Source organism: Lyngbya sp. CCAP 1446/10, from assembly GCF_026130175.1.
Lineage (GTDB): Bacteria > Cyanobacteriota > Cyanobacteriia > Cyanobacteriales > Microcoleaceae > Microcoleus.
Genome location: NZ_JAIGNI010000150.1, coordinates 1 through 12,844 on the forward strand (window position 1 = coordinate 1; position 12,844 = coordinate 12,844).

Genomic DNA, 12,844 nt, shown 5'->3' on the forward strand with positions numbered 1-12,844 from the left:
AGCTCTAGGGGGATTAAATTGAAAAATTTCTATTATAGCATAGATTTTTTTTGCAAGAGGTCTAATATATGTAAGAAAGGGCGATCGACCTACAGGATAGCTACGCTTCACACCCTGCGTGCAATCATCGCCCTTTGAGATGGTGGAAATGGATCGGATTGTCAGTGGAAACAGGGGGTGGGGTGACACGAGGGTTAAGCGAATATGCTTGGTGGGGCGATCGCTCTGGTTGGATAAAATTAGAATGGCGATCGCGCAACTCTTCCATTGAATTGAGACGAGTCTGCTGTGAGGGTACTGGTGAGCGATCGAGATAAATATGATAATATTAAGAAACGAACAATAAATTTGTGGAAAGAGTGTGAGAGAGTGATTCAGAATTTGATGAAAATGGCAATTTACCACCAGGAGTTCATTTTTGTGAATGGGAGGAGTTTAAGGAGAGATTTGGTACTAATTTCAAGAGAAATAACATGATAGATGGCTTGAAACTAGCAATGACTCAGTTAAAAGCAGCAGGTTGTAGGACTATTTATATTAATGGTAGTTTTGTTACCCTAGAACCAAACCCTAACGACTTTGATGCTTGTTACGATCGCGAAACTGTAGACATGGACGATCTGAGAGTTAATGCTCCTCGATTGTTCAATCATTACGATCGGAATGCCCAAAAAGCTAAGTATAGAGGGGAGATTTTTCCGTCAGACCAACCTGTAGGTAATTACGGAGATAATTCTTTTGAGTTTTTTCAAAAGGATAGAAAACACAGGAATAAAGGAATTATAGCGATTGATTTAATGAGGTGGGAACCATGATCAAAGATGAATTAGAGTATGAAGTCAGCAAAGAATGGGTTGAAAAATTCAACAAAACTATAGCAGCAATGGAGCGGGATGAAGAAGCAAAAAGAAAAGACTTTCTCAAATGGGACGCAGGTAGGGGTGCGATACAATGCCATTTGGATCAGTTACATGAAGAAATAGCGGAATATGAAAGATTGATTAATTGTGACAAGAGCGAACCGATCGAAATTGTAGTTGAGAATTTTAATAAACTGCCCGATGCTTTAATTAAAGCTCGGATCGCTGCAAAAATGAGCGAGAAAGAACTAGCTGAAATGCTAGAAATTGACGAACAGCGGATTAAGGAGCATGAGGCTAAAAATTATAGATATGCTAGTTTTTTAGAACTCCTTGATATTAGCTTTGCGTTGGGTGTAGAGTTTAAGATGGCTGTAGTGCAGGTGGATTTTGAGCAGATAGAGGAACTCAAAGAAAGTGCAAAGAAATGGCACGAACAAAGAATAAAAAGGGCAAGTAAAGTATCTTAAGAATATCTTCTTTTCAAAAGAAAGGGCTGAATAGATCGGGTTTGTTGGCTGTCAATTAAATGAGTAGGTGTGCGATCGCTCATCAGAAAAAAGAAATGGCGATCGCCCTTTTGTTTGCTGGGGCGATCGCCCTACAGGATAGCTACGCTTCACGCCTAGAGTGCAATCATCGCCCTTTGAAATGGTGGAAATGGATCGGATTGTCGGTGGAAAGAGAGGTTGGGGTGAGACGAGGGTTAAGCGAATATGCAAGAAAGGGCGATCGCTCAAGGGGAAAGCTACCAACTTGCACAACTATCACAATCGGAGTAAACTTAGCCTATGGACTTAGTTTTTTAAGAACATGGAAACTGTAAATATCGATCAAGCTAAGACAAATCTCTCAGGATTATTGTCGCGTGTGGAACTCGGAGAAGAAATTATTATTTCAAACGGATCTATCCCAATAGCGAAGTTGGTTCCGTTTCGTAATTCATCCAATCGACGAGCTAGTTTAGGGCAAGATCGAGGGAGATTTATTGTACCCGAGGACTTTAACGATCCTTTGCCAAAAGAGATTTTGGCAGCATTCGAGGGGGATTAAAAGTGAAACTTTTGCTGGATACGCAGTGTTGGTTATGGTGGTTTGCCCAACCAGAGCGATTGAATGAGGAGGCGATCGCCCATATTGCCGATGAAATGAATGAATTGTGGTTTTCTGTTGCTAGTATTTGGGAAATAGGTATAAAAAATGCGATCGGAAAGTTGCCGCTGCCAGAACCGATAGATAGCTACATTTCTAGTCGCATGGTACAGTTAGGTGTGCAGTATTTGGAAATTAGAGCGCCTCATGCTTTACGAGCGGCTGCGTTACCATTACATCATCGAGATCCCTTTGATAGAATGCTGATTGCTCAGGCTCAAATTGAGGATATGACGCTTGTGAGTGCTGATTCAATGTTCAAGCAATACAGCGATATTTCGATTCTTTGCGCTGGCAATTAGTTTAGTAAGAATCGCCCTTTGTTTGCTGGGCCGATCGCCCTACGGGATAGCTACGCTTCACGCCCCTGTGTGCAATCAGCGCCCTTTGAGATGGTGGAAATGGATCAGATTGTCGGTGGAAACAGGGGTTGGGGTGACACGAGGGTTAAGCGAATATGTAGGAAAGGGCGATCGCCTACGCACTACAAATCATCGATCGTCACTAAACCGCCTTCGGTGAACTGAATCACAAGTTCTCGATCGTCTAGCAGAGAAGTTCCTAGCAATGGTCGCCTTCCTGTAGCAATCACACGAACTTCCCGTTCTTCCCCGTCCCAGATGACAACCGCTTCATGGACTGGCAGTAAAACCTCGCTGTTGTCTGCCAAATTTGCTGGAAGATCAAATATAAAAGGTAGCCTTAATAATGAAACGGCTTCTGGAGGCAAGCAAAGGTCTCCTGTGAATCCTGTATCGATGACAAATTCGATCGGTAAGGTTGAGCCGTTGGGGAGTATAAATGTCAAAGTGACGGTGGCGTGTCTATCAGTCACAATACCCGAAATCATTTGTATACACGCTCCATAACTCCACCGAATGACACAGCTACATTGTATCCAATACGGATGCCGAATAGACGAGCATTGGGATGTTTTACTCCCAGGTTGCGGGCTGCTTTTAACCCAGTTTCATCTACTTCGTAGTCTCCTGATTCAAAGTCGATGATTACCATCTTCCCGATGTTTTCCTCTATCTCGACTTGTTGGCGGATGCTGTTTTCGTACAATTGTCTGGCGCGCCGTGCCACTTCTGCGCGGCTTAAAAGGATGGTTTGCATAGTCTCGCCTCGCGATCGCTACACTGATATTGTACCGCAGAGGGCGATCGCCCTTTGTTTGCTTGGGCGATCGCCCTACAGGATAGCTACGCTTCACGCCCCAGTGTGCAATCAGCGCCCTTTGAGATGGTGGAAATGAATCGGATTGTCAGTGGAAACAGGGGTTGGGGTGACACGAGGGTTAATGGAATATGTCGGATGGGGCGATCGGACATCAAAGCAAGAGATAAGATTGTGAGTAAAAAATGTCCGTCTTATTCTGCCCTAGCTACTAAACTAAGGAAGAGATATCCAAGCTCTGATAACAGATCTAGCAATTTTACCGTAAGGACTATTCTCCAAAATAGTATCCATAGCCGCTTCACCACCAACCTTGGCTGCAATAGCTACACGAGACTTTAAATCAGGAGGGGTTTCATCATTAACGTAGGCTACCTTCTCATCTTCAGTAGCATTAGGTTTTGACTTTTCTAGTTGTATTAGAAGCTCCTGAATTTCAGCAGCAGCTTCAGCAAGAGTTTTAGTTTTTTCACCTCCTTGATTAATGTCTCTATTAAAGTAATAATCGCCAGTATAATTACCACTAATGTAAAGCCCTACGTCCTGCAAAATTATCTGGTTAAACTGATTGGCTAAAGAAGATGGTGTAGTATCTATAGCTTTTCTAAACGCATCAAGAGTAGCAATTGTAATTAAGCCGAGAATAATTATCAAAGCCTGCTGTAACTCAGTAGCCATCTCAATCTTGATTAACAGAGCAGTTACTACAAGCAAAACTAATGAAAGATATACCGCAACAAAAAGTTTAAGTCGCTTTTCAAATTTGAACGTACTGATTAAATCTAGTTTAGGATCTGTCATTTGTAGGCTCCTTAGACTGAATTTCCTGTATGTTATCATTAGATAAAAGTTTATCTGACTCTTTAGAAAACCCTGTCAATCCACCGAAAAGCTCACTTATCTCTCCTAAAGAATAGCCTAAAGGTCTGGCTAAACCTAAAACCACAAACAACAAAGATGCCAAAGGAAAAGCTTGCATAAAATAAAGACCAATTATAATTGAAACAACACTTGCTACAACTTGTTGACTGCGTTGAAAAATAGCTTTTTGTTTCGCATCTTGAATCTTGATTTCCCCCAATTCTTTTGCGTAGTTCAATTGGCTGGCTTCTCTATCTAATTCCTGAATTTTCCGTCTCTGTTCTATTAACCTATCAAATTCTTCTGATGTTGGCGCTAGTGCAAACCTTTCGGCAAGAGTATCTTTATAAACTTGGATATCAGATTGAGTTTCCTGCTTTACGATCGATCTACCCTGGAGTTGATTACCCAGAAAAGCGATCTTTTTTGGTTCTTGATCTGACATATTTTACCTCTGTATCGGCAAGCAGCTAGACACAATGGGACTACCTTCTGATGATTAATTTATAAATTAACATTGTAATACTTTTACCAATGATTAATTTAAAACAAAAAAATGTCAAGCAAAAAATGCTCGATTTTGTTGGCAGTTTTGTTAGCTACTCCAACTCCCCACATGAAAAATGTTGGCAAATGCCAGAAAATGTTGGAAAAAGTTAGGTATAATACGGAAAATCACAACATCTGCGATGCCGCATGAATTTTAAGGAAGTGTTACAAATGGCTGACGAGATGGTATTTGCCAAGACAGGTGAGCACCTCGATAACTTACAAGAGGCGATTCTGCGAGGAACAATGCAAGGTGAGAAATACACCAAAATTGCAGAGGAGATTCACTGTAACGAGAGTTATGTCAGGGATGTTGGCTCAAAATTATGGCAGATACTTTCAGAAGAGTTGGGAGAAGATATTAATAAAAAGAATTTTCACTCGGCAATTAAGAGATTCCAAGTCTCTAATTCTTCAAATTTTGCACAAGGCGACGTTGTAACCATCGGTAGTTTTAACACCTGCGGAGAAGCTAGACACCCGCCAAACATACCAAATCCACACCAACCCAATCAAGAAACATCCCATCACGACTTAAGCGAAATGCCACAATTAGGTGCTTTCTACGATCGCACCCCACAACTCCAAACCCTCAAAAACTGGATTATACAACAAAACAGCAGCCTCATAGCCCTCACCGGCATCAGCGGCATCGGCAAAACCACACTCGCAGTACAACTCATCCAACAAATCAAACACGAGTTTGAATGCGTCATTTGGTGCAACCTCGACACATCCCCCACCCTCCCGGAATTTGAAGCCAACCTAATCCAGTTTTTCTCCCAGTACCAAAAGCAAGACTCACCGACAACCAACCAGAAAGCATTACCCCTAATTAAATATTTACAAAAACATCGCTGCTTAGTAATCTTAGATGACATTCAAAACCTGTTCAGCAGCGGCGAATTAGCGGGAAAATATCAACCAGAATACGAAGAATATCGCTCTTTATTCAAAAAAATAGAAAAAATATCCCATCAAAGTTGCTTCCTGCTAATCGGTTGGGAACAACCCAGAGAACTTACTCAAATTAACAACCAAAATACACAAATTAATACGTTACAACTCAAAGGTTTAGACATCGCCGCCGGACGGGAAATCTTCAGAGATTATGGATTAGCAGACATCGACAACTACTCAGCACTGATTCACCGCTACCAAGGCAATCCCCTCTGGTTAAAAAGCGTCGCCACTCAGATGCAAGAGTTGGGCGGATGCGTCACAGAGTTATTATTAAATGATATTATATTATTGCCCGAAGATTTGAAAGATGTTTTACAGCAGCAATTTAGCCGCCTATCGGAACTCGAAAAACAAGTCCTCTCCTTGTTGGCGAAAGCAAGCGATGCAATTAATCTCACCCAATTACTAGAAAATAGCCGAATTCCCGCCTCAGATTTGGTAAATGCGCTGCAATCTTTATCGCGGCGCTGCTTGATTGAACAACAAGCAAATTTTTACACGATTTCACCTGTACTGAGGCAATATGCAATAAGACTCGGCGGTTGAAACCGTATGTCCAATCTTAAATACCCCTTTATTTCTTAGTCCCTCTGAGCTCGGACATCGTTTTTGTAGATGCGGTTGAAACCGCCGTCTGATCTGTAACTTAATCATATCTAATTTTTATTAATGAGTAATCCCTGTATATGTTATACTAAGGCAGGGCTACTGATTTTTATTCGGAGCATTACGCCCATGATCGTACAAGTTTCAGAACCAATAACAATTGTCAAAGAAGAACGCTTTACTTTACCAGGTTATTATACCTGGGAGCAATTTGAGGCGCTAGAAACCTTAATAGAAAATGCCCCAGGATTGCGAATAACTTATTTAGATGGGTGTGTGGAGTTTATGACACTAGGCGAAGACCACGAACAGATAAAAAGTGTTTTGGCTATATTTATAGGACTTTACTTTTTTGAGAAAGGGATTAATTTCATTCCTGTAGGGAGTGCAACTCGCAGAAACCAGGCAAAAGATGTATCCTTTGAACCTGATGAGTCTTATTATATAGGTTCCAGGAAAGAGCATCCCGATTTAGCCGTGGAAGTAACGATTTCTAGCGGTAGCACAAATAAACTAGCTAAATATCTGCGACTTCGCATCCCAGAAGTTTGGTTTTGGGAAAATAATCAGTTGGCTGTCTATCGGCTGCGCGACGATGATTACGAGCAAGTTTCAAGAAGTGAGTTTTTGCCGGAGTTGGATTTAGAATTGCTGGTACGCTGCGTTTTAATGCCTTCAATAATTGAGGCAAGGACTGAGTTTCTCAATGGAATTCGGCCGCAGTAATTGAGTTAATTAATAGGATTTACGCAATGGACACAATTACTTAGGCAATATACCGCCATAAGACTCGGCGGTTGAAACCGCGGCTACTAGACCTCTTGCAAAAGTCCTTTTAATCAAATTTTGGAACGGGCAAGATGCCCATTCCACAAGAAAAAAAAATTTTGTGGAATGGGCATCTTGCCCGTCCTAGCTATTTTGTAAGAGGTCTAATGTATGAACGATCGCGATTGGGAAGCACTCGCTAACCAAATTCACATTGCGATTACAGTAGCAGAATCTTTGCAAGGTAAACTGGTTCGCGTTGTGCGTCCTTCACATTCTTTCCCAATCTAAAATCTAAAATGGTATTAATAGCCCGCTTGCACAAGTTTCTGACGGCGACTGTGGATGAAAAATCCCGATCGCGCACAATATTTTGGTTGACTCTGAGCTTGACATTTGCCGCAATTTATGGTTTGTTAGGCATCCAGCAAGCCTTTAGCGCCGAGTATGTGGTGCAAGACGATGCGAGACAGCACGTTTTCTGGATGATGCGGTTTGTCGATCGCGAATTATTCCCCAACGATTTCATTGCTAACTACTTTCAATCAGTCGCCCCCGCCGGATACAGCACGCTCTACAAAATAGCAGTAACAATTGGCATTCACCCCCTATTATTGCACAAAATATTGCCGCTATTTCTCGGCTTAATCTCCACTTATTACTGTTTTGGACTTTGCCTAGAAATGCTGCCGGTGCCGCTGACTGGATTTATAGCATCTTTGCTGCTAAATCAGCATATCTGGATGACTGACGATTTGGCTTCCGCAACGCCCAGAGCTTTTATTTACCCGATATTTCTCGGCTTTTTATATTATTTATCCCGGAATTCGTTGCTACCATGTTTGGGGGCTATCGCCCTAATCGGACTATTTTACCCTCCTTACGCCTTGGTGGCTGCCGGAATTTTAGTTTTGCGGCTGCTAAGCTGGGAAAACGGCCGTTTGCACTTGTCGGGCGATCGCACAAATTACCTATTTTGCACTACAGGCTTGGGAATAATCTTTTTAGTAATGCTGCCCTATGCCTTAGATAAATCTGAATTTGGCCCGACTTATACCGCAGCAGAAGCTAAGCAAATGGGAGTATTTGCACCAGACGGCAGAAATGCTTTTTTTCGTCCAAATCCGGTAGATTATTGGCTGACTGGTAGGGGCAGCGGGATGTTTCCCAAGTCGCTGTTTACGCCTGTAACTCACTGTGTGGCGCTGTTATTTCCGCTGCTGCTGTTTTGGCGATCGGCCTTTCCCTTAGCGAGTCGCATTACTAGCAAAATCTGGCTGTTACTTCAGCTATTTTTAGGATCATCGGTGATGTTTTTAGCGGCTCACGCCACCATTTTTAAGCTTTATCAACCTGGACGCTATACTGCGTATAGTTTGCGATTTATTATTGTGTCGATAAGTGCGATCGTCCTAACGTTAATTATCGATGGAATCTGCCATTGGGCATTAACAACCGAAATAACATTTCAATTCAAAAATTTAGTTGCACTAATTACCACAGGCATAATCGCTGTCGCCGTTGTTTTTTATCCCTGCTTTGTTGAAGACTTTCCTACAGTCGGGTATGTAGAAGGTAAAATGCCCAGTTTGTACAATTTCTTTCAACAACAATCTAAAGATATTCTGATTGCTTCAATCGCCTCGGAAGCCGACAACATACCGACGTTTAGCCAGCGTTCTGTTTTGGTGGCAAAGGAATATTCAGTGCCGTATCAAAAAGGCTATTATAGCAGATTTCGGCAGCGAGTTAGCGATTTAATTCGCGCTCAATATACGGACGATCGGGCTGTTTTGCAAAACTTTATTAACAGCTATGGAATTGATTTTTGGATGCTCACTCGGAATGCTTTGACTCTGAGGTATGTAGAAGATTACGGCTGGATGGATGACTTTGATGCGACACCGGAGGCGATGCTTGCTCTCAAACAAGGGAAAATTCCCGCACTAGCTCCAGCAATGACAAGTTGTGCTGTTTTTCAGAATGAAACTGTAGTAGTTTTGGAGGCATCTTGTATTGTGAAAATGACTAAAAATTGAGTTTGTAGGGTGCGCAATGCGCACCAGTTGACTTAGACACCGGTGCGCAGTGCACTACAAATTATTCAATTTTACAATCTCAAATCGAATTACTGCTGTGTAGGGGCAATCCCCCCTGCGGTTGTTGCTCCTGATGGGTGATATTACGGATATCCTGCAAGTAAATAATCTGCGAAATTAAAGGTGAATATAGATCCGGGGTCAGCTTAGTAGAGAATGAAAAGTACACAAAGGCCCGATCACAAATTATCCATACAGCAAAAACATGGCAACACTTTACGTTAACCCGCAAACAGGCAGCGATGCAGCCGCCGGCAGCCAATCGGCTCCCTTGAAAACGATCGTCCGCGCGATCGCCCGCGCTGCATCGGGAACAATTATTCAGCTAGCACCGGGAACTTACAGCGCAGCCAGCGGCGAACAATTCCCCTTAGAAATTCCCTCTGGAGTCAAAGTTATCGGTAGCGAAACTAACAAAGGAAGCGGCACTCTGATTCAAGGAAGCGGCAAATTTGTCAGTCCCACCGCAGCCAGTCAAAATATCACCATATTGCTAGAAACCGATGCCGAATTACGCGGCGTAACTGTGACTAATTTGGAGAGTCGCGGCACCGGAGTCTGGATTGAGTCAACTGCTCCCACAGTGGCTAACTGCACTTTCACACTTTGCAAGCGCGAAGGTGTTTTTATCACAGGTTCGGCGAATCCTGCGATTCTCGACAACAGATTTGTACAAAACTCGGCTGCTGGGGTAATCGTGGCGGAAACTGCTAAAGGCGTACTGCGGCGCAATGTTTTTCAAAATACTGGTTTCGGCATTTCTCTGCAAGACAAATCTGCTCCTTTGATTGTTGATAACCAAATTTTGGAAAATCGCTCCGGTATTGTTTTATCAGGGGAATCTAAGCCCGTTGTGCGGAAGAATCGCATTGAAAAAAATACCGAAGACGGTTTGACTGCTGTGGGGAAATCGCTGCCAGATCTTGGTACGGCTCAAGATTTGGGGGGGAATATTTTTGCGAATAATGGCGAATTTGATTTGCAAAATGCGACTACTGCTAAGATTTTTGCACTGGGAAATCAGCTCAATCCTTCGCGAGTAAAAGGTTTATTTGAGCTGGGAAATGTGACGCCAACTCCAACTCCAACTCCGACTCCAACTCCAACTCCGACTCCAACTCCTGGGGGCGTAAAGTTTAGCGATATCAGCACGCACTGGGCTAAGGATTTTATCGATCGCCTCGCTAAGATGAATATTGTCAGCGGGTTTCCCGACGGCACTTTTAAACCTGATCAGAGTTTAACTAGAGCTCAGTATGCAGCGTTGCTGGCGAGGGCGTTTGACTTGCAGCCGCGCCGTGAAGCGACGGTGTTTAAGGATGTGGCGGCGGATTTTTGGGCGCAAAGTGCGATCGTCAAAGCGAATCGAGGTGGGTTTTTGGTTGGATATCCCGATCGCACGTTTCGCCCGGAACAGAATTTGACTAGGGCTCAGGCGATCGTATCATTGGTAAATGGCTTGCAGTTTACGGGCGGCAATCCTAATTCTTTGAGCGTTTATGCCGATCGAGCTTTAATTCCGAGTTTTGCCACCGACGAGATCGCAACCGCCACAGAGCGCAAAATCGTAGTCAACTATCCCGCGCGCGACAAGCTTTCCCCCGCCCGCGACATCACCCGTGGCGAGATATCCGCCCTCGTCTACCAAACTCTCGTAGCCACAAACCGGGCACAACCCATTAACTCTCCCTACATCGTCTAAGGCAATTGGGAGAAAGGGGACAAGGCAGAGTTGCAATCAACCTCTCTCCTCCTCCCAAGTCTTGACTTCCGAGTGTCCAAATCGTTTTATAGAGAATACCCTGAAAACCCTGTGACTTTAGTCCAGGGATGAAAGGGCGTCGCAGGATTTATCCTGCCTATTAAATATACCAATTGCACAAATATCTGGCAAGTGTGCTATCATCAAATGAGTCAAAAGTTGCGAATTTTGAGAAATCAAGTATCTAGCTTAACAGCAGTACGGATGCTCAAAACAATTAATCACAACTAATACTAAGATTCTGAGCCTATTAAATCGTCAGTAATAGACGTTAAAAACCTACCCCCGGACTGGAGGAAAGTCACGACTGAGGAGCTAGTTGTAAGACTAGGATAGCAGACCGCCATTTGGCAAAAGGATTGCGCCCGGAAACCCTAGCAATAGGGATATTAAGGCTGAAAAGTCTTAAGAATCCCCGTCGCTTTAGCGCGGGGAGTGTCAAGATTAAAACATTAAGAAATTAAGCAATTTTTAAGGTTCAACTCTCAGATTATGGCTAAAATTCAATTCTCCCGCGGTATAGACGAAGATACTGTGCCTGAAGTCCGCCTAACCCGTTCTAAAAGCGGAGCTCAAGGCACTGCGACGTTTATCTTTGAAAATCCCAAATCTCTGAGCAACGATAGTACCCAAGATATTACTGGAATGTACATGATGGACGAAGAAGGGGAACTTGTGACTCGCGAAGTTAAGGCTAAGTTCATCAACGGTCAACCTGCGGGTTTGGAAGCTCTTTATCTCATGAAAACTGCCGATGAATGGGAACGCTTTATGCGTTTCATGGAACGCTACTCGGAAGCAAACGGCTTAGGATTTAACAAGGCATAATGGGTGGTTGGTAATTGGTAATTGGTGATTGGTAAGGAAGCCGATCGCCAGTTGCTGGTTGCCGATTACTTACGACGAGAAACTATGACGCAAATTCCTCACCCCGATTCATCTAAAATAACCGTCAATTGTGCTATCATGACTGTTAGCGATACGCGATCTCCTGACACAGACAATAGCGGTTTGTTAACAAAAAAGTTGCTAAAAGATGCCGGTCACTCTGTGGTAGCTTACACTGTTGTTAAAGATGATGCCGCAAAAATTGTATTGCAAATGCAGGCGTTTTCCCAGCGCGAAGATGTGGATGCGATTATTTTGAGTGGCGGGACGGGTATTTCTCCACGAGATACTACTTACGATGTGATGGAGAGTTTGCTGGACAGGATTTTACCGGGATTTGGGGAGATCTTTCGGTATTTGAGTTATCAAGAAATTGGTTCGAGGGCGATCGCATCTCGCGCCGTTGCAGGCGTGTATCAAGGTAAGTTAGTCTTTTCTCTTCCTGGCTCTAGCAATGGCGTAAAACTAGCTGTGGAAAAGTTGATTTTACCAGAATTAGTTCACTTGGTCAAGCAGTTGCGGGGAAGTTAAGGGCGATCGAGCTTTTTTAACTGAGGGGAGAGATTGGCAGTCGATCGAGCTTTTAGTCGATCGACCACTTTCTGCTAAGTTAAGGGCGATCGGCTAGACTTCGATTTTATAGTTGAGTTGATGCTCGTCACCGGGCAAACCTCGAAAACCCCAATTGTGCTTGGGATTCTCAAAAATCGTGATTTCTAAATCCTGTGGGGAAATTCCAAAGGGCTGTAATCGCTCAAACATTAAACGAATCAACTGCTTTTTTATCTCACCACTGCGTCCTGCAATCATGCTCACCTCAATGATAGTGTAACGTTCTGTGCGCCCTGTAGGATAAAAAAAATCAGAGGAGTCGAACAGAAAGAATCGATGTGAACGTTTATCGGGTGGATATTGGAGTGCATCTACGACACAGGAATTAATAACATCAGAGAGTTGCGGCTTAATCGGATCTAGATACTCTCTCAAGCCGGAGATTTTAACCTGTACCATAATTCAATGTATGACAACAACGTATCCGCTCAATAAATCGGGGTAACAGCAAAAAAGAAGGTTCACAATCTAGCCACAGCATGGTAAAATACAAAACATGACGCAAAAAACATCTGGTGACAAATTAGTAGAAACCTTACTGCAAA

At 43.2% G+C, this 12,844-nt stretch carries 18 protein-coding genes and 1 pseudogene; 14 read left to right on the plus strand and 5 right to left on the minus strand.

The genetic code is table 11. From position 1 onward, the window contains the following. Window positions 1-158 precede the first annotated feature (158 nt). The 6 genes and pseudogenes from K4039_RS27490 to K4039_RS27515 all read left to right on the plus strand — a co-directional run bounded on the left by K4039_RS27490 (window position 159) and on the right by K4039_RS27515 (window position 2,314). Window positions 159-317 carry a hypothetical protein gene (locus K4039_RS27490; protein WP_265239672.1) on the plus strand — a complete coding sequence of 53 codons (159 nt, stop codon included), beginning with the start codon at window positions 159-161 and terminating at the stop codon, window positions 315-317. Between the two features lie 72 nt (window positions 318-389). After that, window positions 390-815: pseudogene (locus K4039_RS27495) on the plus strand (hypothetical protein); the annotation flags it as partial. Beyond that, complete coding sequence (locus K4039_RS27500) at window positions 812-1,330, plus strand: DNA-binding protein (protein WP_265239674.1); 519 nt, start codon at window positions 812-814, stop codon at window positions 1,328-1,330. The pseudogene K4039_RS27495 and the gene K4039_RS27500, both read left to right, overlap by 4 nt. A 59-nt stretch (window positions 1,331-1,389) precedes the next feature. After that, entirely contained in the window at window positions 1,390-1,686 is a 297-nt protein-coding gene (locus K4039_RS27505; protein WP_265239675.1) for a hypothetical protein, read from the plus strand. After that, a complete protein-coding gene (locus K4039_RS27510) occupies window positions 1,674-1,913 on the plus strand; it encodes a type II toxin-antitoxin system Phd/YefM family antitoxin (protein ID WP_265239676.1) in 240 nt (79 codons plus the stop codon). Before K4039_RS27505 ends, K4039_RS27510 begins: the two co-directional genes overlap by 13 nt. A gap of 2 nt (window positions 1,914-1,915) precedes the next feature. After that, on the plus strand, window positions 1,916-2,314 hold the full coding sequence (locus K4039_RS27515; RefSeq protein WP_265239677.1) for a type II toxin-antitoxin system VapC family toxin: 399 nt from the start codon (window positions 1,916-1,918) through the stop codon (window positions 2,312-2,314). A gap of 182 nt (window positions 2,315-2,496) precedes the next feature. On the opposite strand, the gene K4039_RS27520 is transcribed toward K4039_RS27515, so the two are convergent. Both K4039_RS27520 and K4039_RS27525 read right to left on the minus strand, forming a co-directional pair. Next, complete coding sequence (locus tag K4039_RS27520; RefSeq protein WP_265239678.1) at window positions 2,497-2,862, minus strand: clan AA aspartic protease; 366 nt, start codon at window positions 2,860-2,862, stop codon at window positions 2,497-2,499. Beyond that, the gene (locus K4039_RS27525; RefSeq protein WP_265239679.1) at window positions 2,859-3,131 is read right to left on the minus strand and encodes a hypothetical protein; all 273 of its coding nucleotides are present in this window, start codon (window positions 3,129-3,131) and stop codon (window positions 2,859-2,861) included. The genes K4039_RS27520 and K4039_RS27525 overlap by 4 nt, the downstream gene beginning before the upstream one ends. Between K4039_RS27525 and K4039_RS27530 the strand changes: the two genes are divergently transcribed. Beyond that, entirely contained in the window at window positions 3,121-3,270 is a 150-nt protein-coding gene (locus K4039_RS27530; protein WP_265239680.1) for a hypothetical protein, read from the plus strand. The genes K4039_RS27525 and K4039_RS27530 overlap by 11 nt on opposite strands. 137 nt (window positions 3,271-3,407) lie before the next feature. Here the strand turns inward: K4039_RS27530 and K4039_RS27535 are convergent, their stop codons facing one another. Together K4039_RS27535 and K4039_RS27540 are read right to left on the minus strand one after the other, a co-directional pair. Further along, a complete protein-coding gene (locus tag K4039_RS27535; RefSeq protein WP_265239681.1) occupies window positions 3,408-3,992 on the minus strand; it encodes a hypothetical protein in 585 nt (194 codons plus the stop codon). Beyond that, on the minus strand, window positions 3,979-4,497 hold the full coding sequence (locus tag K4039_RS27540) for a hypothetical protein (RefSeq protein WP_265239682.1): 519 nt from the start codon (window positions 4,495-4,497) through the stop codon (window positions 3,979-3,981). The genes K4039_RS27535 and K4039_RS27540 overlap by 14 nt, the downstream gene beginning before the upstream one ends. A 111-nt stretch (window positions 4,498-4,608) precedes the next feature. Here K4039_RS27540 and K4039_RS27545 point away from each other — a divergent pair, with 111 nt between their 5' ends. The 7 genes from K4039_RS27545 (at window position 4,609) to K4039_RS27575 (ending at window position 12,218) form a co-directional block, all read left to right on the plus strand. Continuing rightward, window positions 4,609-4,752 carry a hypothetical protein gene (locus K4039_RS27545; RefSeq protein ID WP_265239683.1) on the plus strand — a complete coding sequence of 48 codons (144 nt, stop codon included), beginning with the start codon at window positions 4,609-4,611 and terminating at the stop codon, window positions 4,750-4,752. Continuing rightward, on the plus strand, window positions 4,749-6,110 hold the full coding sequence (locus tag K4039_RS27550) for an NB-ARC domain-containing protein (protein WP_265239684.1): 1,362 nt from the start codon (window positions 4,749-4,751) through the stop codon (window positions 6,108-6,110). The genes K4039_RS27545 and K4039_RS27550 overlap by 4 nt, the downstream gene beginning before the upstream one ends. A 189-nt stretch (window positions 6,111-6,299) precedes the next feature. After that, entirely contained in the window at window positions 6,300-6,896 is a 597-nt protein-coding gene (locus K4039_RS27555; RefSeq protein ID WP_265239685.1) for a Uma2 family endonuclease, read from the plus strand. 341 nt (window positions 6,897-7,237) lie between these two features. After that, window positions 7,238-8,977 carry a hypothetical protein gene (locus K4039_RS27560; protein ID WP_265239686.1) on the plus strand — a complete coding sequence of 580 codons (1,740 nt, stop codon included), beginning with the start codon at window positions 7,238-7,240 and terminating at the stop codon, window positions 8,975-8,977. 265 nt (window positions 8,978-9,242) lie between these two features. Next, entirely contained in the window at window positions 9,243-10,739 is a 1,497-nt protein-coding gene (locus tag K4039_RS27565; protein ID WP_265239687.1) for a DUF1565 domain-containing protein, read from the plus strand. Window positions 10,740-11,291: 552 nt separating this feature from the next. Next, window positions 11,292-11,627, plus strand: a complete 336-nt coding sequence (psb28, locus tag K4039_RS27570) for a photosystem II reaction center protein Psb28 (RefSeq protein WP_265239688.1) — start codon at window positions 11,292-11,294, stop codon at window positions 11,625-11,627. Between the two features lie 84 nt (window positions 11,628-11,711). Then, a complete protein-coding gene (locus K4039_RS27575) occupies window positions 11,712-12,218 on the plus strand; it encodes a molybdenum cofactor biosynthesis protein B (protein WP_265239691.1) in 507 nt (168 codons plus the stop codon). 93 nt (window positions 12,219-12,311) lie between these two features. Here the strand turns inward: K4039_RS27575 and K4039_RS27580 are convergent, their stop codons facing one another. Continuing rightward, complete coding sequence (locus K4039_RS27580; RefSeq protein ID WP_265239689.1) at window positions 12,312-12,698, minus strand: tautomerase family protein; 387 nt, start codon at window positions 12,696-12,698, stop codon at window positions 12,312-12,314. Between the last annotated feature and the right edge of the window lie 146 nt (window positions 12,699-12,844).